Annotated in this window: 14 protein-coding genes and 1 tRNA gene; 8 read left to right on the forward strand and 7 right to left on the reverse strand. The window is 36.8% G+C overall.

Annotated elements, in window-relative coordinates; translation table 11 throughout:
* Window positions 1-34 precede the first annotated feature (34 nt).
* From LEP1GSC059_RS06530 to LEP1GSC059_RS06545, 4 genes are read left to right on the forward strand one after another with little or no spacing between them, the layout of a single operon-like run.
* Window positions 35-2,953 carry a methyl-accepting chemotaxis protein gene (locus LEP1GSC059_RS06530; protein WP_017214161.1) on the forward strand — a complete coding sequence of 973 codons (2,919 nt, stop codon included), beginning with the start codon at window positions 35-37 and terminating at the stop codon, window positions 2,951-2,953.
* Window positions 2,954-2,965: 12 nt separating this feature from the next.
* The gene (locus tag LEP1GSC059_RS06535; RefSeq protein ID WP_017214162.1) at window positions 2,966-3,481 is read left to right on the forward strand and encodes a chemotaxis protein CheW; all 516 of its coding nucleotides are present in this window, start codon (window positions 2,966-2,968) and stop codon (window positions 3,479-3,481) included.
* Entirely contained in the window at window positions 3,478-3,978 is a 501-nt protein-coding gene (locus LEP1GSC059_RS06540; protein WP_002177022.1) for a chemotaxis protein CheD, read from the forward strand. Before LEP1GSC059_RS06535 ends, LEP1GSC059_RS06540 begins: the two co-directional genes overlap by 4 nt.
* A complete protein-coding gene (locus LEP1GSC059_RS06545; RefSeq protein ID WP_020980484.1) occupies window positions 3,975-5,018 on the forward strand; it encodes a protein-glutamate methylesterase/protein-glutamine glutaminase in 1,044 nt (347 codons plus the stop codon). The genes LEP1GSC059_RS06540 and LEP1GSC059_RS06545 overlap by 4 nt, the downstream gene beginning before the upstream one ends.
* A gap of 286 nt (window positions 5,019-5,304) precedes the next feature.
* Here LEP1GSC059_RS06545 and LEP1GSC059_RS06550 read toward each other — a convergent pair whose 3' ends face one another.
* From LEP1GSC059_RS06550 to LEP1GSC059_RS06570, 5 genes are all read right to left on the reverse strand, one after another.
* Window positions 5,305-8,052, reverse strand: coding sequence for an ATP-binding protein (locus tag LEP1GSC059_RS06550; protein WP_017214163.1), 2,748 nt, complete (start codon window positions 8,050-8,052; stop codon window positions 5,305-5,307).
* A 6-nt stretch (window positions 8,053-8,058) separates the two neighbouring features.
* Complete coding sequence (locus tag LEP1GSC059_RS06555; RefSeq protein ID WP_002177081.1) at window positions 8,059-9,711, reverse strand: acyl-CoA carboxylase subunit beta; 1,653 nt, start codon at window positions 9,709-9,711, stop codon at window positions 8,059-8,061.
* A 91-nt stretch (window positions 9,712-9,802) separates the two neighbouring features.
* A complete protein-coding gene (locus LEP1GSC059_RS06560) occupies window positions 9,803-10,132 on the reverse strand; it encodes an STAS domain-containing protein (protein ID WP_017214164.1) in 330 nt (109 codons plus the stop codon).
* Window positions 10,116-12,932, reverse strand: coding sequence for a SpoIIE family protein phosphatase (locus tag LEP1GSC059_RS06565; RefSeq protein ID WP_020980478.1), 2,817 nt, complete (start codon window positions 12,930-12,932; stop codon window positions 10,116-10,118). The genes LEP1GSC059_RS06560 and LEP1GSC059_RS06565 overlap by 17 nt, the downstream gene beginning before the upstream one ends.
* A 17-nt stretch (window positions 12,933-12,949) precedes the next feature.
* Complete coding sequence (locus LEP1GSC059_RS06570; RefSeq protein ID WP_002177046.1) at window positions 12,950-13,258, reverse strand: hypothetical protein; 309 nt, start codon at window positions 13,256-13,258, stop codon at window positions 12,950-12,952.
* A 63-nt stretch (window positions 13,259-13,321) separates the two neighbouring features.
* Here LEP1GSC059_RS06570 and LEP1GSC059_RS06575 point away from each other — a divergent pair.
* The 4 genes from LEP1GSC059_RS06575 (at window position 13,322) to LEP1GSC059_RS06590 (ending at window position 18,010) form a co-directional block, all read left to right on the forward strand.
* Window positions 13,322-13,394 (forward strand) — tRNA-Ala (locus LEP1GSC059_RS06575).
* Between the two features lie 142 nt (window positions 13,395-13,536).
* The gene (locus LEP1GSC059_RS06580) at window positions 13,537-14,208 is read left to right on the forward strand and encodes a hypothetical protein (RefSeq protein ID WP_002177078.1); all 672 of its coding nucleotides are present in this window, start codon (window positions 13,537-13,539) and stop codon (window positions 14,206-14,208) included.
* Between the two features lie 3 nt (window positions 14,209-14,211).
* Window positions 14,212-14,748 carry a peptide deformylase gene (gene def / locus LEP1GSC059_RS06585; RefSeq protein WP_020980497.1) on the forward strand — a complete coding sequence of 179 codons (537 nt, stop codon included), beginning with the start codon at window positions 14,212-14,214 and terminating at the stop codon, window positions 14,746-14,748.
* A 19-nt stretch (window positions 14,749-14,767) separates the two neighbouring features.
* The gene (locus tag LEP1GSC059_RS06590) at window positions 14,768-18,010 is read left to right on the forward strand and encodes an efflux RND transporter permease subunit (RefSeq protein ID WP_036057222.1); all 3,243 of its coding nucleotides are present in this window, start codon (window positions 14,768-14,770) and stop codon (window positions 18,008-18,010) included.
* 57 nt (window positions 18,011-18,067) lie between these two features.
* Here LEP1GSC059_RS06590 and LEP1GSC059_RS06595 read toward each other — a convergent pair whose 3' ends face one another.
* Both LEP1GSC059_RS06595 and LEP1GSC059_RS06600 read right to left on the reverse strand, forming a co-directional pair.
* Window positions 18,068-19,180, reverse strand: a complete 1,113-nt coding sequence (locus tag LEP1GSC059_RS06595) for a PepSY-associated TM helix domain-containing protein (protein ID WP_017214167.1) — start codon at window positions 19,178-19,180, stop codon at window positions 18,068-18,070.
* 905 nt (window positions 19,181-20,085) lie between these two features.
* Window positions 20,086-20,820: an MORN repeat-containing protein gene (locus LEP1GSC059_RS06600; RefSeq protein ID WP_017214168.1), complete on the reverse strand. Its 735-nt coding sequence runs from the start codon at window positions 20,818-20,820 to the stop codon at window positions 20,086-20,088.
* Window positions 20,821-21,133 lie beyond the last annotated feature (313 nt).

Raw genomic sequence — 21,133 nt, forward strand, 5'->3', positions numbered from 1 at the left:
ATTATTTTAGAGATTTTGAATATGGAGTAATCAGATGTTTAGAAAAAACTTAGGTATTTGGATCGGGTTAGTTATCACCATAAATGGATTTGTGTTTTTATCCTTTCAAAACCTTCGAAGTTTCAATCCTTCAACGGAAACAAACTTCGGAGAACAATTACAATCCGTTCAACTTTCCAGTGAATCTTTTTTAAAAACGGAAGAATCCATTTCTGAATTTTCACTCTATTTATCCCTCGGCAAAGAAAAAGAAACCTTAGTTTCGAGTTTAGAAGAGATTGAAAAAAATCTAAAAAATTTACGTTCTTTTTTTTCAGAGTCCGATCGTAAAAAAAACCCAATGATCGTAAAATTAGATAAAAAGATAGGTATTCTTTTTTCTTCAAGCGAAGAATTAAAAGAAAAAATCTCCCGTTCTAAGGATCTCAAAAAAGATACATCTTTATTTTTAAAGTCCGATTTTTTTACAGACCTTTCCTCATTTAGACATACAAGATCGGAAGTCGTAAAAGAACTTTTAAATTCCACAGAAGCCGCATCATCAATTACCACTCCGTCTGCTAATCAATTTTTAATTACAATTTTAGAATATTCTGGAATATCGATTCTTCTCATTTCTTTTTTATGGTGGTCCAATAACTCCAGACAAAAAACCATTCTCAACTTAGAAATGGAATTTTTAAGAATGAGAACCGCTGTGGATAACGTGACTACGAATATTATAATGGCGGATAAAAATTTAAATATAGTCTACATGAACAAAGCTATCCGAGCTATGTTTCACAAGGCTGAAACGGATATAAAAAAACAACTCTCCAATTTCAATTTATCTAATTTGATGGGAACCAACATTGATTCGTTCCATAAAAATCCGGCTCATCAAAGAGGTCTTTTAGATAAACTTTCGGATACATTCCGCTCCTCAATTACTATCGGAGGTAGAGAATTTGATCTGATTGCAAATCCAATCGTAGACGTCAATGGAAACAAACTCGGAACCGTAGTAGAATGGAACGACGTTACAGAACAGAATAAAATCCAAAAACAAAGAAAGATAGAAAATGAAGAGCTAACACGCGTTAAAGTAGCTTTAGACAACGTGACCACGAATATCATGATGGCGGATCGAAATTTAAATATAGTCTACATGAACAAGGCTATCCGAGCTATGTTTCATTCCGCAGAAAATGATATTAAAAAACAGTTTAATAACTTTGATCCATCTAATTTGATCGGAATCAATATTGACACGTTTCACAAAAACCCGGCCTATCAACGCGGACTTCTAGACAAACTAACGGATACGTTTCGTTCTTCCATTAATATAGGAGGTAGAACTTTTAATTTAATTGCAAATCCTATCATAGACGATTCTGGAGATCGTTTGGGCTCCGTTGTAGAATGGAGCGACGTTACCGAACAAAATAAAATCACAGAACAAAGAAAAATAGAAAATGAGGAACTGATTCGAGTAAAAGTGGCTTTGGACAATACTTCGACGAACATCATGATAGCTGATAACGAATTCAATATTCGTTATATGAATCAGGCGGTCGTTCGTATGTTCGAAACAGGTAAAGAGGATATTAAAAAACAATTCGCCCATTTTGATCTCAAGAGTTTGGTAGGATCAAACATTGACCAATTCCATAAAAACCCGGCGCATCAAAGAGGAGTATTGAGCAGTTTCACCGGAGTTCATAAAGCTACGATTAAAATTGGCGGAAGAACCTTTGACCTTATCGCCAATCCGATTTTAGATACAAACGGCAAACGACTCGGGTCAGTCGTTGAATGGTCGGACGTTACAAACGAGCTCGCGGTTCAAGAAGAAGTGGAAGGAATTGTAAGCGCAGCCGCAAAGGGAAACTTTACAACTCGGATTTCTCTGGATTCTAAAACCGGCTTTTTTCTAAATTTGAGTCGGTCTCTAAATCAATTGTTGGAAGTAAGTAATCGAGGTTTGAATGAAGTGGTGGAAGCCTTAGAAAGAATTTCTTCTGGAGACCTGACTCAGAAAATTACGAACGAATATCATGGCACTTTCGGAAAGTTAAAAGAATATTCTAATATTACGATGGACAAATTAAGCGAAATCATCGGGGATATTATCATTCGTTCTTCTAGTTTAGTCACTTCTGCAAGCGAAGTTTCTTCCACTGCCAATTCCTTAAGTCAAGGCGCTTCAGAACAAGCAGCAAGCGTAGAAGAAACCACTTCTTCTTTAGAAGAAATGACTGCGTCCATCGATCAGAACGCTCAGAATTCTCGCCAAACAGAACAGATCTCTTCTAAATCTTCTCAAGACGCAGAAGAAGGTGGTGCATCTGTGATCGAAACCGTTAAGGCGATGAAACAGATCGCGGAAAAAATCAGCATCATCGAAGACATAGCGTACCAAACCAACTTACTCGCGTTAAACGCCGCAATAGAAGCGGCAAGAGCCGGAGATCACGGAAAAGGTTTTGCTGTAGTAGCTTCTGAAGTTCGTAAACTCGCAGAAAGAAGCCAAAAATCCGCAAATGAAATTAGCAGTTTAGCGGGAAACAGCGTGGCCATAGCGGAAAGAGCCGGAGATTTAATTTCTCAGATTGTTCCTTCTATCCGTAAAACAGCGGATCTGGTTCAAGAAATCACGGCTGCAAGTGACGAACAGTCTTCAGGTGTTTCCGAAATTAACAAGGCTATGGGACAACTAGATCAGGTTTCTCAACAAAACGCATCCGCATCCGAAGAATTAGCTGCAATTTCGGAAGAGATGAACGCGCAAGCAGAACAACTTAAAGAGTCAGTTCTATTTTTTAAAATCTCAGACAGTGATAAACGATTAACCAACGGCGGATTACTTCATCGAGATTTTTCGGGGACGGGTATCATCAAAGCAACTCCAACAACTAGAAAAGATCTTCCCAAGGGAATATCTCCCATTACCGAAAAATTTGAAAGGTATTAATAGGGTTTAAAGATGAGTGTTCTAGAAGACAATCAGTTTCTTACGTTTTATCTTGGAGAAGAATATTATGGAATTGGAATATTAAATATTAAAGAAATTATCGAATATTCTGGTTTGACAAACGTTCCTCTAATGCCGGAGTTCATTCCGGGAGTGATCAACCTTCGAGGAAATGTAGTTCCGGTCATAGATTTGAAACATAAATTTTTTAAAAATAAAATCAAACCGGACCGTAAAACCTGCGTGATCATAGTAGAATTACATTCTCAAAAAGAAGGGGACCGAAAGGAAAAAACCGACTTGGGTATTCTTGTCGAATCTGTGGACGAAGTAGTTTCCATTCCGAACGGCGACATAGAATCTCCTCCCACTTTTGGTTCTAAAATTAAAGTAGATTTTATTTTAGGAATGGCGAGACAAGAAAACAGTTTTATCATCATTCTGAATACTGAAAAAATTCTAAATCTGGAAGAACTAACCTCATTAGAAGAAAATCAGCCAGCTGAAATCGTTTTGGAAACTACATGATATTAGAACCAGATTCGGTTAAAGATTTATTTTTACAACCTGGCGGTTTTTATTGGGGGGAAGGAAATATCAGAATTAGAACTCTGCTAGGCTCCTGTATTTCGATCTGTTTTTGGCATCCATCTCTTCTCTCAGGGGGAATGGCACACGTTATGCTACCATTTAGGCCTTCTTCGATTCATTCTGATGATAGCCTAAACGCGAAATATGTAGAAGACGCATTTCAACTATTCTTTGAAAAGATAGTAGGATCGAAAAAGCAATATCAAATTAAATTATTTGGGGGAGCGTCTATGTTTTCTACGGAAGAAGAACAACTTCTAGAACTCAAATCAGTTCGAGATATAGGAATGAAAAACATACTTTCCGTCAAAGAACATTTAAACAAAAACCAACTCCCAATTACTTCTGAAGATTTAGGAGGTTTTTCCCATCGAAGAATTTTTTTTTCACTTTGGGACGGTGAAATTTATGTAGAAAGGCCAGAACATACATGATTCAAGTTTTTATCGTAGATGACTCTGCTGTGGTTCGTCAGGTTCTTACTCAAATCCTGAACAAAGATCCCGAAATCGAAATTATAGGTTTTGCTTCTGATCCCATTTTTGCTTCCGAAAAACTTTCCTCGGTTTGGCCAGACGTATTTATACTCGATATAGAAATGCCTCGTATGGATGGCATTTCTTTTTTAAAACAGATCATGTCAGAAAAACCAACTCCTGTCATCATCTGTTCTTCGTTAGCTGAAAAAGAATCTGAAACAGCGGTTCTCGCTATGAAACTAGGTGCAGTAGATGTTATAGAAAAACCCAAAGTGGGTTTAAAAAATTTTTTGGAAGAATCAGAAATTCTTTTTATAGATTCTGTAAGAGCCGCATCAAACGCTCGAATCAAAATTCATTCTTTTCAAAATGGTGATTCTAATTTTTTCGAAAATCATAAACAGTCCAAAACAGATTTCTCTAAAATTGACACGACCGACAAACTCATCGCAATCGGCACTTCCACGGGAGGAACCCAGGCTTTAGAATTTATTCTTACACAATTAAACGTCCATTGTCCCGGAATTGTAATTGTACAACACATGCCTGAAAAATTTACAGAAGCATTTGCCAATCGACTCAATCAAATTTGTAAAATTCAAGTAAAAGAAGCAAAAGACGGTGACCGTGTTCAGCTGGGTTCTGCATATATCGCTCCGGGAAATAAACACATGGAAATTTACCTAAGTGGAGCTCAATTTCATATTCGAGTGTTAGACGGTCCTCTGGTAAACAGACATAGACCTTCCGTAGATACTCTTTTTCATTCTGTTGCAAAGATAGCAGGTAAAAATGCAAAAGGAATTATCATGACCGGAATGGGAAACGATGGAGCTAGCGGGCTTTTAAAAATGAAACAGTCTGGAGCATATACAATCGCTCAAGACGAAACAAGTTGTGTGGTTTTTGGAATGCCTAAAGAAGCAATTTTAAAAGGTGCGGTTGATTCTATTTTACCTTTATCTAAAATTGCAAAAGAAGTTCAGTATTTTTAAAATTTCAAACCTTTTTCATTACATTTTGAAATTTTCATAGTTTGTCTGACAAGAAGTTATCAGCTTCAATACCACAACTATATTAGAATATAATTAATTTCTAATAAATATTTCGATAACATCAAGCTCAACAATAGGCTTATTTCATTTAACTTACTTTCACTTAAAATTAGCTAAATTTGCACTAATTTTCTCTACGAAACCATATCTAATATCGCTTATATGAATTCGATATTTTCCAAGAACGAGCCCAAAAGGCACGTTCTTTCCTATCGAAATCAAAAATTTAAATCAAACTTAAAGTGACTTTCTTTTTTCTTTCTGCTATTTCGGTTTCGGTTTCAATATAAATCACTTCATCCGGAACAATTTTGAAAATAGTCTGACCTTTAGAAATGATCTTTCCGTCACTATCGTTTAACAAAATCTCTTTTACGGTTCCACTAAACGGCGCAGAAATTTTATTAAACATTTTCATTACTTCCACGATAAACAAAGGTTGTCCCGCTTTAAAATGATCTCCTACCTTTACCATCGGAGGAAGATCCGGAGCCTCTTTCGAATAAAACATTCCTCCCATTGGAGCCACAATTTCGTCCGAACTAGCCTTAGGTGGAGGAGCTAAAAACTTAATTAAAGAATCTCTAATTTCTGCTTTCTTAAATTCTTCTGGAATGATTGCTTCTAATTTTTCATCTACTTCTAAATTATAAAATCCAGAATTGAGTCCAGCGTAAGGAAGAAGTTTTAGTAGTTCAAGTCCCGCCTGATAACCGTTATGCGAAGCCAAAACCGAAGAGAGCAATCCGGATTCGATTCCGCTCAAAGATTTTCCAGAGTTTAAACTTGTGACGAGTTCTATCGAATCCGCAGAAATCCCAGTTCTTTTTGCAAGTTCTTGATAAAAGGAAAGAGCTTTTTGAAGAACTTCATCGTCGTGATCCCATATTTGCTCCGAAGGTGGAAGATTAGGATCAACTTCCATATTTAGATAATGATAAAGATCCGCAAATATAAAGATCGGGTTTCTAAGCCATTCGATTTTAGAACCGGAAATTTTCCAGGAACGATTTAAATGAAATCCGATAAATCCGGCGGTAAGATGGGAATCTTTAATCAATTCTCCGATTGGCCTTGTGATCAAAGTCAATTTTCTACTTAAAACTTTTTTAAGATCCGTAGAAGGCGCCTCTGAAATCATTTTTTTCCAAGCGATTTCTAGATCCACATCCTTGATGATTTTTTCCAAAGCTCCTACTCCGGCAAGATAGGAAATCATAAACGAAGTGGAAGGTTTGAACATAGCGTCCTTTCCCAGAATCCAGTGAATCAAACCGTAATGAACCAAAAGGTTTGTTTGAAGATCATAACCTCTTAATTCAGTTTTTCTTAATATATTTCCGAGACGAATTAAATTGTCCTTACGATTTTCTCCGTGAGAAATAAGTAGAGCAATATTGGAATCGTAGGCCCCTGCTACTTTATAATGTACGAATAAACCCATATCCGGATTTCGGATGCTGATCCCTTGATCATCTCTGATTTCGTCCGCAAGAGGTTTTGACCAATTCATGATCACCCCACCCGCGTGTGGTTGAATCGCCTTGTTAGTAGCGTTGATACGTACTTCCGCACCCGATGGATAACGAAAAATCCTCTCTGGTTTTTGAAGTCTTTTTCCATGAAGAGAAAGAAGAGCCATCGCTTCGATCAAACTATCTATAATAAAAAACTCATTCTGATTTTCTGGATTCTTAAACTTCAAAGAATACACCATCTCGGTAACTCTATGTTCCACCTGAATCCGAGTATTCACTTCCATAAAGAAATGATTGGTTCCCTCCACGATAGACTCAAACGTGGAAACGCTATTTAGTTTTACGGCGGCTCCGAAACGCTCGGATTGTTCTTCCATTTCGCGAAGAACTTTTAGATCTCCTTTGAGAACCTCCGCCTTTTTAGGATGTGTGGCTGCACAAACAGCAATTTCTTTTTCGAGAAGCTCCTGAGTCAGAGAAAGTTCCAGAAGTTTTTGTTCGTGCATCTGAACAGAACAATCCCTTCCCCCGAGCGCAAGACACCATTCTCCGTTTCCGATGAGTTGAATTTCGTTGTGTCTTGTATTTTCTATATTTAACTCTATTAGAAAATTCTTATTCGTTCCTGGAGCCGTTACCTTAGATTCGGAAAGAATCTCCTGAACCGCACCTTTTACTTCTTCCGGTTTAGAAACTACTCTCTGTCCCTTTCCGCCGCCACCGCCGATGTATTTAAAACGTATTCTATTTTTAGAATATTTTTCCCAGATCTTTTTACATTCTTTTTCGGCTTCAGTTTGAAGATCTGCTATAGATACAAGCTCTATAATTTTAGAATATCCTAATTCTAGCAAGTTCTCCGCATTCAATTCTAAAGACAAAGAAGAATCAAACGTGAAATCGATCCCTTTTTCTTTTGCTATTTTTTCTAGGGACTTAGCGTCAGGAGCCTTTGCCAACAATGCAAGAGAAGAAATATTATCTACACCAGGGGTTACGGAAACTTCTAACTTTCTTGCGATCTTTTTTGCTGCGTCTTTGGAACCGGCTTGATCAGCTACATACGAAGCGGGCCCCATAAAAACGACCCCGCTTTTTTCAATCGCGGAAATGAATTCAGAATCTTCCGCCATAAATCCGTAACCGGCAAAGATATGAGTGTATTTATTATCCTTTGCAATAGAAATGATCTGTTCGATCCTTTCCATTTTTTCTTCCTTACCCGCTCCCATATAATCTGGAACACGATGTATATTATTAGGAAAACGAAATCCTCTTAGTTCCGGAGCCAAAGCCATCGGATACACAACCGAATCCTTTTCGGAAAGTAAAATTCCGTATTCTCTGATTCCGATCGAATCGAAAATTTCCATTGCTTCTTTTCGAACCGGCCCTCTACAAACGATTAGACATTTGATCGATTCCAAAGAAAAAGAACGGATCCAAGGAGAACTAGATTGATGAAATTGAATGCGATTATTTTGAAAGTCGATCATGTTAAATTACTCAAACTCCCTTTGAGGTCCGGACAACGGAGCCGGTTTATAATGTCGGATTAAATAATCCAGATTCTGGAAAAGAATATTTCTGGTCGTTCCAGGAAGAACAATTCTAGAAACGGAACCAAGAGAAAGCGCTTCTTTCGGATTCATCAGTTCTCTTTCATATTGAGTAGAAAGTGTCTGAAGTTTTTTATCTCGAATTACGACAGCTTCTTTTTCGGACATTCCTTTCTTTACGTTTTCTTGATATTCTTTCTGAATGGAAGAAACCTCGTCCTTATAAACGTAGTCTTTTCCGGCGGGGCCCATTACTGCAATTCTAGCGGTCGGAAGCGCAAACACCATATCCGCTCCCGTATGGTAAGAATTAAAACAAGCGTAAGCGCCTCCGAAAGCATTTCGAATAATCAGTGTTAAACGAGGAGTTCGAATGTCTATAATAGAATCCAGAAGTTTCCTTCCTTCGAGTACAATTCCATTTTGTTCCTGTTCTTTTCCAGGTAAAAATCCTGTTGTATCTTCTAAAAAAACGATCGGAATATTATAAAGATTGCAAAATCGAATAAATCTAGTTCCTTTTCTGGCTGCACCAATGTCTATCTGTCCAGAAGAAACCGCAGAATTATTTGCGACAAATGCAACAACGTGTCCTCCGATTCTTCCAAAGGCGGTCACCAAATTTCTAGAACGTTGTCCTTGGATTTCAAAATACTGACCATGATCACAGATATTTTGCAGATACAAAGTGATATCAAAAGGAGTATTCATCCCAGTAGGAGAATTAAACGTTTTCTTAAATAAAATTTCTTCTTCGTAGATAAACCTATCGGTAGGATCGGAAGTAGCATGAAAAGGAGCCAATGAATGATTGTTATCCGGAAGATAAGAAAGTAAACGAAGTGCAGTTCTTAAAGAACCTAACTCGTCTCCTGTGACAATATCTACAACGCCGCTCTGCCCGTGAACCTTAGGGCCTCCTAAGTCGTCTGCGGAAATATCTTCACCTAATACCGATTTAACGACCCCAGGTCCGGTTAAACCAAAAAAGGTATTATCGCACTGAATCATAAAAGATCCCTGACGAGGAAGATAAGCCCCTCCGCCCGCGTTAAATCCGAACATGAGCATCAAACTAGGAACTACTCCGCTGATCTTACGAAGTGCAGTAAACGCCTCGCTATAACCGTCCAGTCCCCCCACTCCGGCAGGAACAAAGGCTCCAGCAGAATCGTTCATACCGATCAGAGGAATACCATGTTCTCCAGCCATATAAATCAGTCTGGCGAGTTTACTTCCGTTGGTGGCATCCATTGAACCCGCACGAAGAGTAAAATCGTGACCATAAATAGCCACGTCTCTACCATTGATGTTTAGAATTCCTGTGACTAAAGAAGCTCCGTCTAAACTCTTTCCCCAGTTTTGATAGAGAATATTAGGTTCTTGATCCGTAAGCACTTTAATTCTTTCCCAAACGGTCATTCTATCTTTAGAATGTTGAACTAAAATTCTATCGACCCCTCCGCCTAAGAGGGGTTTGTTGAGTAATTCTTTTCCCAACTCATTTGCTTCTTCGTAAAGACCTTGAGTCTTAAGAATTTCAGGTTCGGAAGTGGATTGAAATGGATTTTCCAGGGAATACTTTGCTTCGGACATGCGAGAACCTTTCAATGGAATAAAATAAATCCAGTTTTTAAAGAAAGGATTCTCGGGAAAGTTAAATTCGAGTCGGATGCGAGAAGAGAAACTATTTTATAGCGGATTCTAAAGTTTCAAAAATACTAAACATAGAATTCATATCTATGATTTCGAAGACCTTTCTTACAGCAGGTTTGATTCCAGCCAATCGGAACTCCACGTCTTTTTCTCTACAAATTCTAAGAGCGGCTACAATGATTCTGAGTCCTGCGAACGAAATGAATTCAACAGAAGAAAGATCTAAAACAATAACACGAGAACTTCCTGTCTTGATCTGTTCTATAAAAGCAGATTCTATCTTATGGGTATTGTGTACGTCTAAGTTTCCAATCAAGTGAATGATTTTGGAATGATTTTTAATTTCAGACGTTATTTCCATTGGAAGCCTTGTTTTGAAAATTCTTTTTGAGAACTAAAAAATTCTTTCCGCCTTCGCTGGAATAATCGACCGAATCCATGAGTTTTTCGATCAGATACACTCCAAAACCACCCTTTCTTTTACCGCTTAGATTGTCTTCGATGGATGGGTCTTGAACGTCTTCTCTATGAAAGACTTTCCCAGAATCAATTAATACAATTGTAATCCAATCCCCTGTAAAGCGTATTTTACATTCGAATTTCGGATTTTTCAAATCCGTATCTTCATAACCATGCATAACAATATTCGTACCCGCCTCGTCGCAGGCTAACAGAATATCATCTCTTTGAGAATCTTCTAAATTCCGAACCTTAATTGTTTGATAGACAAACTCTCTAAACAAAGGAATTGCAGAAATTTTAGCTTCGAAAGTTCGAGAGAACTGATAGTTATCATTGAACTTCAAAATCATCACAGTAAAATCGTCAAATAATTCAGGCGCTTCTGAAAATTCCCGCACAAGTCTGAAAAGTTCTTCAACGATTTGTTCCGAAGGAAGATGTCTTCTAACGATCACTTCTCGGATCATTCTTTCTAAACCAAATTCTTCATCCTTAGAATTTTTTTCTTCGATTGCACCATCGGTATAAAGAATGAGCATATCTCCCGGTTCTACTGTCAAACTTCCTCCCTTATAACTCGTGGAAGGAACCACTCCTAAAGGAGGACCAGAACCTTTGATCAGTTCCCAAGAACCATCCTTTCGAATCAAAACCTGATCGTTATGCCCCGCGGACGCATAATCTAAAGTGAAGATTGCAGGATTGTAATGAATGAAAAACGTAGTCACAAACATTCCGTTATGCGAATCTTCGTAGATGAGGGCGTTTCCCTGTTTCAAAATTTCTTCCGGATCTAAATCGTGATCTCTGGCAAGAGTTCGTATGATGGATGAACTCATCGCCATAAAAATCGCTGCGGGAAGACTTTTTCCAGAAACGTCCGATATGAGAAAAGAATACTGGCCGTCTATATATTGATAATAATCGTAAAAATCTCCCGAAACCTCTTTAGCTGGAACGGACTTAACTCCCAGATCAAAGTTAGAATAAAACATTTTAGATTCTGGTAATATGTTTTTTTGAATTTCCCTCGTGATCTCAATTTCTCTTTCCAAAGAACGTTGCATTGCTTTTCTAGAAATCATCTCATTTTGAAGTTTTAAAGTTTCGTGTCCTCTCGCAATCAAGGACGCAAAGGTTTGCAAAAGCCTAAGATGAGAATAATTGTAAGAAAGTTTATCCACACGATCCGAAACGATAATTACTCCAAAAACGTTTCTTCCAGGATTTGTCAAAGGAAGAATGATATAAGAACCTTTTAAAAATTCCAAATCTAATTCATGAGTAAATTCAAAATTTTGAATATCTTCTTTGATCGTAGTTTTTTCATCTTCGATAGAACGAAAAATAAAACTTCCATGATAATCCTTGGTTCTAAAAATTTCCACGGTTTTTTGAGACGTATAAGAAATAGAAGTTAGAAGACCCATCTTACGGTTAATCAGAAAGATTCCTGTTTTACCTGCATCCATCTCATTATGAATCACTGGAATTGAATGTTTCATTAAATCCGCTTGACTCTTAGCAGAAGAAACTACTTGCGAAAGTTCGAATAAACTTTCCAACTCTGATACTTTTTTTCGTAGATCCTTGTTCGCATCTTCTAAATTCTGAAGAAGCCCGGTCTTTTGAATCGCAAGTGCAGAGGTTCCGGAAAAACTTAAAAAAAGTTCCAGATCTTCTTCCGTAAAAGAATTTCGATCAATCGTATTGATCGTTTCGATAACTCCGATCACTTGGCCTTCCACTAAAAGAGGAGCTGCCATAATATTTCTAGTTACAAAATGAGAAGCCTTATCCACTTCTCTATAAACACGAGGATCATTCATCGCGTCGTTGATGATCATTGGTTTTTTATCTTGAACTACCATCCCGGCGATCCCTTTTCCAACCGGAACTTTAACCTTTGTGACCTCGTCTCTTTTCTCTCCTAAAACGGTATGAAAATAGAGATATTTTTTTGTATCATCCAAGAGAAGGACACTACAAGCTTCGGTTCTAAATACGGATTTAGAAGAAAGCATAATCGCTTCTAAAAGTTGAGAAAGATCTAGAGACTTATTGATCAGTCCTGAAACTCGAATGATTTCGGTTAACAAAAAATCGAAACGATCCGTCTGCTTTCGAATTTGCACAGATTCGAGCGCAACCCTGGATATAGTCATTAAAGAAAGAACAACTAAAGAAGATTCTCCAGAGATAAAAGACTTTTCTAAAAGATCGGATATAATTCGAACCGTCGCCTTTAGATGTATAAAATCAGACTCCCTAAATTCTCCTCCTTCCTGATCGGATCTTCCGAGTAAGATCGTTCCAAATATTTTTTTTTGATCCTCCAAAGAAGAAATCCCGAGTTCTCCTACGTGTAACACACAACAGACGGAATTTTGTTCCAATTGTGGAATTAGTTTATTCGGACTTTCTCCTTTTTTAAGATTGAAGTCTTGACCCGTTTTAAAACAAAACTCGGATACCAACCTCACTTCTTCCATCTTGCCAGAAGGAAGATTTTCATAAATGGATTTAAGGGTCCCATCTTCTAAACGAAAACTGAATATTCCAAATTTCGCAGATGTTATATGAATAATTTCGGTAAGAAGGGATTCGAAAACTACCGCGAGCCCCGGATTGTCTTCTAAATAAAGACTTCCGTCAGAGCCTTGTCTGAGAAGGGAATCCTGTTTTTTATTTGAGATCAAAGCGAAAAAGTTTAATATCAGCCGGTTTGAAACTTTAAAGATTCTTCCCTAAGTTTCTTATTTATATTTTCCAACTCTTTAATACGAGACAGAGCACTCATCAATTCTTCGCGGGAAAGATTGGTAACTACGTTTGTAGCGTCAAAAGCTTCCTTAACGTCCTTAAGTTCTGTTCCGGAATATTGAATGATTCCTTCATACATACGAATGATTTCATCAGCATTCTCTAATTCCTGTTCGTTAAGTCTTAAAACTTTTTCATAACCTTTGATGATGTCGTTTTGGATTTTTAGTTTTTTTTGTAAATCTTCGATCGACTCACTCATCCTAAGACGCTCCTTGTATTTGTATTGACTTCGAAGAAATCGGTAAAAACCTGCTTCTCAAGCGGGGACGTAGCTCAGTTGGGAGAGCGTTTGAATGGCATTCAAAAGGTCGGGGGTTCGATTCCCCTCGTCTCCAAGTTCGACCTGCCGCCACTTGAGTTTTTAGCCTTTTGACTCAGTGTCAAACTATTTTACAACTGATTCTTAAGTCCCAAGATTGAACTTTGTTTTTTTATGCTCATTCATACTAAACCAAAAATGTTCTATAAAGCTATTTTATGTCCGAGGTAATCCAAATTCGTCGACGAAATATCGACAACAAGAATGTTCTAATACTCATACCGGATCTTGAATCTAAAAACAGGCAATTGTATGCGAAAAATTTTTATTCTCACTTTTCCGTACGAGAAATAGAACTTTCCACAAAATCGATACGTTTCGATTTTCCAAAAATGGAGGAATGGACGAATCAATTATCTCGTGAAATTTTAAATTCCAAACGAAAAGTAAAATTAATAGGAGAAGGTTTATGGGGAGGAATCGTATTTGAACTTCTGAAAAAATATCCTCAAATGGTAGAAACGGCTTGTATTCTCAATCCTCCTCTCGAAGGGAACTGGTTTCCTAAAAACGTAGAATGGGTTTTAGAACGATTCCCCTGGAATGTATTTTCGGAAGGAATTTATACTTTTTACCAAACTCTGGAGACTCAACTTCAATTCGGTTTAACAAATTCTAAACTTTTGCCAACGATCGTTTTTACCAAAACTTCGGAAAAAATCACAAAACAAATCCAAACTCTTCAAAGATTTCCAGTCTTTAGAATTGAATCTTCAAATTCAAAATCGATACAAGACCTTTTAGAAAATTTGATTTTGAAAATTCTTAAAGAAGTTTCAATTTCTTCTGTCCAAAAAAAGTCAAAATTTAAGATGGAACCTGGTTTTTAAAAAATGTCAGTCAGAAAAATTTTAAGAATGGGAGATCCAATTCTCCGTAAAATTTCAGAACCGGTTACGGAAGACGAAATTCAAACCAAAGAATTCAAAAAGTTAATCCGAGATATGTTCGACACGATGCGTCACGCGGAAGGTGTAGGACTTGCGGCCCCTCAAATCGGAGTTTTGAAACAAATCGTAGTTGTAGGTTCCGAAGATAACGAACGCTACCCTGGAACCCCAGACGTTCCAGAGAGAATCATTTTAAATCCAATAATTAGACCTCTTACAAAAGATACCTCCGGTTTTTGGGAAGGTTGTCTTTCTGTGCCAGGAATGCGCGGCTACGTAGAAAGGCCAAATAGGATTAGAATGCAATGGATGGACGAAAAAGGAAATCAATTTGACGAAACGATAGACGGTTATAAAGCAATCGTCTATCAACACGAATGCGATCATCTAGAAGGAATTTTATACGTAGATAGACTTAAAGATACAAAACGATTCGGTTTTAACGAAACCTTAGACTCTTCTCACAACATCCTCGACTAAAATTAAAAAAACATAAAGTATGAAATCGCTGGTTGAATTTTTTCTTTCTAAAAGTATATTTGTAAACCTTCTCACTTTTTTGGTCATTCTGATCGGCGGTTTTACCGCAGTGAAAATGAATCGAGAAGCATTTCCCAATATCAACTTTGATATTGTCAGTGTAGTTACTGTTTTTCCGGGAGCGTCTCCTTCGGAGATGGAAAAATTAGTCACAAAACCTTTAGAAGAAGCGATTCAAGAAGTGGATGGAATCAAAGAATTTAGATCTGCTTCAATTGAAAACCGCTCTGGTATCGTGATCACTTTGGATCCGGATTCTAAAAATACTCAGAAAGTTGTGGATAATATCAAGTCCGCAATCGATCGAGTGGAAGATCTACCGGAAGAAGTCGAAGATCCTATCGTCACAGAAATCACCACTTCAAGACAACCGGTCATCGAAATCAATATCAGTCTAAAATCAAACGATTCTAGTATTGAAGCAGAAAAACGTCTGAAAGCTCAGGCAAAAATCGTAGAACAAGCATTAGAAGACATTTCGGGTGTAGCAAGAATTTCTAAACGAGGCTGGAGAGATACTGAGATGCAAGTGGATATAGATCCAGTTGCAATGTTTTCCAAATATCTCACAAGTCAAGACATCATCCTTGCATTAAAAAATCGTAATATAAATTTTCCCGGAGGAAATATAGCGGGAAATCAAAAAGAAGTCATTTTAAGAACCATAGGAGAATTCGATTCTCCCAAAGAAATAGAAACAGTTCATGTACGTTCCAACGAAGTCGGAAATTCAATTCGGATCGATAACGTCGCAAGAGTTACCGAAGGTCTAAAAGAAGCAGAATACTTAGACAAAGTAAACGGAAAAAAAACGATCGCTTTAACGGTAATCAAACGGGAAAAAGCGGACGCAATTCTTGTAGTAGACGAAGCCAAAAAAATTATAGAAGGGTTCGAAAAAAATTCTAAAAATGAATTTGAATACGCATTCGTTAACGACCTTTCCAAATATATCCGAAGAAGACTAGGTGTTTTACTTTCTAATGCGATCGGCGGGTTAATCTTAGTAACCGCTTCCTTATTCTTGTTTTTAGGATGGAGAGTCGCTCTGATGACGGCGCTTGGGATTCCGGTTTCTTTCGGAGCCACATTCGTAATCATGGATTACTTAGGCCTTACACTCAATTTAATTTCCATGTTCGGGCTGATTATCGTAGTAGGGATCTTAGTCGATGATGCAATCATCATCTGCGAAAATGTCTATCGTTATATGGAAGAAGGAATGCCCGCTTACGAAGCCGCGTTAAAAGGAACTAGTGAAGTAATCGATCCGGTTACGGCCACAGTAACCACCACTGTGGCGGCATTCGCTCCTATGCTTTTTATGACAGGAATTTTTGGAAAGTTCATCTATAGTATTCCGTTAGTAGTCATCATTGCATTACTCGCTTCTCTTTCAGAAGCATTTTTTATTTTGCCTTCTCATTTATACGATATCAATAAACACAAGTTTCATTCGGGTGAAATCAAAGAAGAAAGCGGGTGGTTTTATAAACTCAAAGTCAATTATTACCTTCCACTCTTAAAATTTGCTCTTAAACATAGACTTCAGATTTTTATCTATTTGTTTACTATGCTAGTGGGAAGTTTTGCTCTTTTCGCAGTATTTGGAAAGTTTAAACTTTTTCCTGGATCTGTGGATATATTTCAGATCAAACTTACGAGTCAAACAGGGATGTCTCTTCAAGAGATGGAAAAATTTACTCATGTGATAGAGAACGAACTTGCTAAAATTTCCAAAGAGGAAATAGAAAATTATGTAACTAGAGTGGGAATCATCCAAAAAGATCCAAACGATCCATTTACCAAACGAGGAAAACACTACGCTCAGGTTATGGTATATCTTACACCGGAAGAAAATAGAAAAAGAGGAACTGATAAAATCATATCGGAAGTAAGAGAAAAGACGATTTGGCTTTTAAATGAAAAATCCGTAAAAATTTTAGAAGAAACCCGTAAAAAGGAAGCAGAAAAGAAAAAGGAAGAATATAAACCATTCAATCTCGAAAAGTTCCCTAGAGAATTTTCCAGATTTAAAGGACAACTTCTTGCTTTGGACTTTGAAAAAATTTCGGGTGGTCCTCCGGTTGGTAAACCTGTAGCAATTGAAATTAGAGGAGACGACTATGATACTCTAATTCGAATCGGGGAAGAATATAAATCCGTTATGGCAAAGGTTCCAGGGGTTACGGATATAGGAGACGATTTTAACGAAGGAAAAGACGAAATTAGAATTAAAGTAAATGAATCACTTGCATCCACTGCGGGAGTTTCCGTTTTTAAAGTAGCTCAAGCGATCAATACGGCATTTCAAGGAACCGTAGCCACAAAAATAAAACGAGCCGATGAAGAAGTAGAAGTTAAGGTTCGTTTTCCGGAAGACGTCAGAAAATCGATAGGATCTTTGAATAATATTTTTGTAAGTAATCAATTAGGAAAACTCATTCCAGTTTCCAGATTAATTAACTACGTAAGAGAACCTGGTTTTGCAAATATCAACCACCTAGATGGAAAACGTCTACTTACGGTTACGGCTAACTTAGATGAAAGTAAAACAGATACAAGAAGAGCTAACGCGGAAATCGCAAAACTTTCCAAAGGAATCATAGATAAATATCCAGGTTATCGGATGCGTTTTGGTGGAGAAAATAAAGATACCGAAGAATCTCTCGCTAGTTTAGGAAGAGCCTTTTTAGTTGCCTTTATCATCATCTTTATGATTCTCGCCTCCCTCTTTCGTTCTTTGATTCAACCAGTAATCGTAGTTAGTTCAATTCCGTTTTCCTTAATCGGAGTCATTTTAGCGTTTGTTCTTCACGGTGAATACTTTGGCTTTCTGGCCTTTTTAGGAATCGTTGGGCTTGCGGGAGTTGTTGTAAACGATTCGATTGTTCTGGTAGATTTTGCAAATCAACTCAAGTTGGAAAAACCTGGAGAAGATATAGATTCTATTTTAGTGGAAACAGGGCTGTTACGACTCAGACCCGTAGTTTTGACGACCGTGACTACTGTGCTCGGTTTACTTCCAACTGCTTATGGAATCGGAGGGAAAGATCCTTTTCTAGTTCCAATGGCTCTTGCTTTCGGTTGGGGGCTTGCTTTTTCGTCCTTCTTAACTCTGGTCGCGGTTCCGGTTTTATATAAAACGGTTTATAACGTTCAGCTAAAAATGAATCGAATGCTTTTAAAATCCAAAAGATAAGAACCTAAATTATTTTGTGTTAGTTCCTATATTTTAGAATAGACCTTTGACTTTGTGTTAGTACTTACATTTTAGAGAAACCAGTCTTTCGTTTTTTCTTTTTTCTTGTGAGTTCCGTTTTGAAACCAAAATTCCAATTCCGGAAATATATAAAACCCCAGGACTCAAGCCTAAAATTACCCAGAGAATTTTAGTGACCATTCCCCCAAAAGTACCATAATGAATTGGTCGAAACGAATCTATAATTTTATAAAACAAATTTTCATTAGAAAGATTAAAGATTTCTAATAAATTTCCGGATTCCGGATCAAAACGAACATAAGAACCGAACCTACTTCGAAACGGATTCGTTGGTTTTTCGGTTCCGTAAAATTGAATCGGATCATTTTTATGATGATGAGGAAAAGAAACAAACCCAGTCTGAAATTCAGGGACTTGTGTTTTAATTTCTTTTAACAGCGAATCTACGGAAACCGATTCCTTAAAGAACTTTCCGACCTTTCTTTCTTCTTGCGAAAACAAAAGACCTACTATTGCCTGAGCATTCCACCAAGCACCCGTAAATCCTAAAGAGATATTAAACACCAAAGAAAATATTCCAACCAATTTATGAAGATCTGAAAAATAAGTTCTAAACGATTGATTTGTTCTCAGTCGGAATAAATTTTGCCAAATGTTTCGATAAAGAATCATTCCACTGATTCCTTGAAAAATAAATATAACTCCGAACAATCCAGTCAAAAAATATCCGAAACTACCCATAAACAAACTATAATGTAGTTTTAACATCCAACCGTAAAAAGAGTCGGATCGATTTTCCGAAAGTACTCCTAAAATTTTTCCAGTATAAGGGTTTAATAAAATTACCGATTCTTTTTTATCTTTAGAATCTAAAAAATGCAGCCAAACTTGATCTGGCTGATTTTGTTTTTCTGATAATAACCAGCCAGCTAACGCATGGGGAGGAAGCTCCTGACGTAACTTTGTTCGAAGTGTATCTATAGACAAACGTTCCTTACCAGCAGATACATACCACCGGCTTGGATTCAACAGTTGATCGATTTCATTTCCAAAAACTAATAAAGAACCGCTAAGACCAACTACAACTAAAAATAATCCAGTAGAAATTCCTAATATAGAATGTAGTTTATACAGTTTCTTTCGATTCATATAAAACTTTACTCAATGAATTCAAAATCAAGACTCCCATTTCACTAATAGTTCAAATACACAAAGAAGGATTTATCGAATTCCCCGTATTTCTAAGAACAAATAAGAAACGTTAAGAAACAGTGATTTTTCATTATAAGTCAAATTATGATTTTAGGTCTCAACATCAATAAAAAACCTGGGCGCTTGAGGTTATTTAAGGAATCTATTTTTTAAAAGTTTTAATTTAACGTGAAAACAAAACCAATGAAAAGAGCTATGATGGTCGTAACTTCGTCCAGAAACAAACCTGCAGATTAAACAGCCTGTTATTTAGAAGGGATGATTGAAAACAAAAAAGTAGCGTGACTTACACCCTTGGAACTTCCTCCTGAAGTTTTTGTCGTAACTTCAAAGTAATGCATCCTTACTACTCGAACGCATAAAAATAATACTATTTTGAGTTTGTTTCAAAACTTAGAAGTGGGATTTCATTCAAAAAAGCCAATAATTCCGGGTAATAACAAAACAGTGTATTTCCCACGTTTTTTAAATTTATCTGTAAAATATAAATTCGTGGTAGTTCCCGCATTTCAAGAATCAAGATGATTTTTCAATTCTACATTCACTTTAAATTCAATTACTGGAAACGTAATAGTTCCCACGAATTACTTCCCTTGATGCTGTTTGAAAGAATTTTTTACAATGCAGTTCATATAGATCTGATTTTGTAGAAGAAGTTATTTGGGACAAGGCTTGATTTTCTTACGTGAATCCACGCTAAAATAACATGAGTTCGACCATGATTCATTTTTCTGAAAAAGTTTGAGATCTGAACTTTACACTTTACAGATCGATTCCTAAAATGTGGGAACTCATACGTTTAGAAAATTCTTTCTAGTTTACTCGCGCCAAACTCAAGTTATTTAGTGAAGAGGTCTAATATCTCCGGATTCCTGTAAAGGTCCTCCGCAAAGAACTATCTTATTTTCTATTCTACAATGTCTTTTGGAATGATCAAAAGAAGAATACATCACCCCTTCTGCAGAATTTTTTTCGTCCTGAAAATCTCCTTCATAGATACTCGTATCCGGAAAACGTACTTTTCCAGGACCAATCATTTTTCCCATTTCAAAGATTCCTTCTAACATAGCCCCATTTTTAAAAATATAAGTCCCCTTTCCATCTCTCAAGTCGTCTTTAAAACTTCCTTCAAATCGATCCCCATTTTTATATTTCATTCTTCCCGAGCCGTTTCTAAGATCATTCACAAAAGAACCGCTATATTCATCATCGTTATCATAAATATAAACACCTGTTCCAGAAACACAATCCCCTTGAACACAACCTCGAATTCGATCTGTTTCCATAGGCGTGGATCGAGAGGAGGAAGACGATTCTGCTTGTTCTTCTTTTACTTCACTCTCCTTATAAGAAGAACTTCCGGCACCATCATCTGCAGATTCGTTAGACATCATCCTTTTATCGCCAGAAGTACACTGCACTACAATTAGGATAAGGAACATAACTTCGAAAAATTTGTTACGGGAAATTTCAATTGAAAAAGTAGTACTAATTTTTTTTAAAATCAAATTTAAAAGCTGTTTCCATAGAATCATATTTTTTGAATACGAAATAAATACGTTTGCTCTTACAAACATGGTCAAAATTTTATTTATCCACGCTGAATCTGTCAAACTCAATTCTTTAAGAATAAGAATCAGTAAGTTTCATTGTCGATTGATAAAAAAGAATTTCGAATCATATTATCATTTTAAGAACTGTTAGTAATATCCGATCTAACATTCATTTTTATTTCGTTTTTGTAAAATGATCTTCACAGTTTTTAGACATAAGTTCGAAAATTGATTCCTTAAAAAATAGAAATTAGCACACCTAACGCAAGTTCGTCTAAAAATACAAAAAATCTTTTTGAATCATGAGTGATCCTTTTAAATTTACAGTCTTCATTAC

This window comes from Leptospira noguchii serovar Panama str. CZ214 (assembly GCF_000306255.2).
Lineage (GTDB): Bacteria > Spirochaetota > Leptospiria > Leptospirales > Leptospiraceae > Leptospira > Leptospira noguchii.

What these genes read in the sequence shown, in the direction of transcription:
- LEP1GSC059_RS06540 (WP_002177022.1), top strand. Translation starts at nt 3,478, where the DNA reads ATGATATTAGAACCAGATTCGGTTAAAGATTTATTTTTACAACCTGGC.
- LEP1GSC059_RS06570 (WP_002177046.1), bottom strand. Translation starts at nt 13,258, where the DNA reads ATGAGTGAGTCGATCGAAGATTTACAAAAAAAACTAAAAATCCAAAAC.
- LEP1GSC059_RS06530 (WP_017214161.1), top strand. Translation starts at nt 35, where the DNA reads ATGTTTAGAAAAAACTTAGGTATTTGGATCGGGTTAGTTATCACCATA.
- LEP1GSC059_RS06590 (WP_036057222.1), top strand. Translation starts at nt 14,768, where the DNA reads ATGAAATCGCTGGTTGAATTTTTTCTTTCTAAAAGTATATTTGTAAAC.
- LEP1GSC059_RS06550 (WP_017214163.1), bottom strand. Translation starts at nt 8,052, where the DNA reads ATGATCGACTTTCAAAATAATCGCATTCAATTTCATCAATCTAGTTCT.
- LEP1GSC059_RS06560 (WP_017214164.1), bottom strand. Translation starts at nt 10,132, where the DNA reads ATGGAAATAACGTCTGAAATTAAAAATCATTCCAAAATCATTCACTTG.
- LEP1GSC059_RS06545 (WP_020980484.1), top strand. Translation starts at nt 3,975, where the DNA reads ATGATTCAAGTTTTTATCGTAGATGACTCTGCTGTGGTTCGTCAGGTT.
- LEP1GSC059_RS06600 (WP_017214168.1), bottom strand. Translation starts at nt 20,820, where the DNA reads ATGTTTGTAAGAGCAAACGTATTTATTTCGTATTCAAAAAATATGATT.
- LEP1GSC059_RS06555 (WP_002177081.1), bottom strand. Translation starts at nt 9,711, where the DNA reads ATGTCCGAAGCAAAGTATTCCCTGGAAAATCCATTTCAATCCACTTCC.
- LEP1GSC059_RS06580 (WP_002177078.1), top strand. Translation starts at nt 13,537, where the DNA reads ATGTCCGAGGTAATCCAAATTCGTCGACGAAATATCGACAACAAGAAT.
- LEP1GSC059_RS06595 (WP_017214167.1), bottom strand. Translation starts at nt 19,180, where the DNA reads ATGAATCGAAAGAAACTGTATAAACTACATTCTATATTAGGAATTTCT.
- LEP1GSC059_RS06535 (WP_017214162.1), top strand. Translation starts at nt 2,966, where the DNA reads ATGAGTGTTCTAGAAGACAATCAGTTTCTTACGTTTTATCTTGGAGAA.
- def (WP_020980497.1), top strand. Translation starts at nt 14,212, where the DNA reads ATGTCAGTCAGAAAAATTTTAAGAATGGGAGATCCAATTCTCCGTAAA.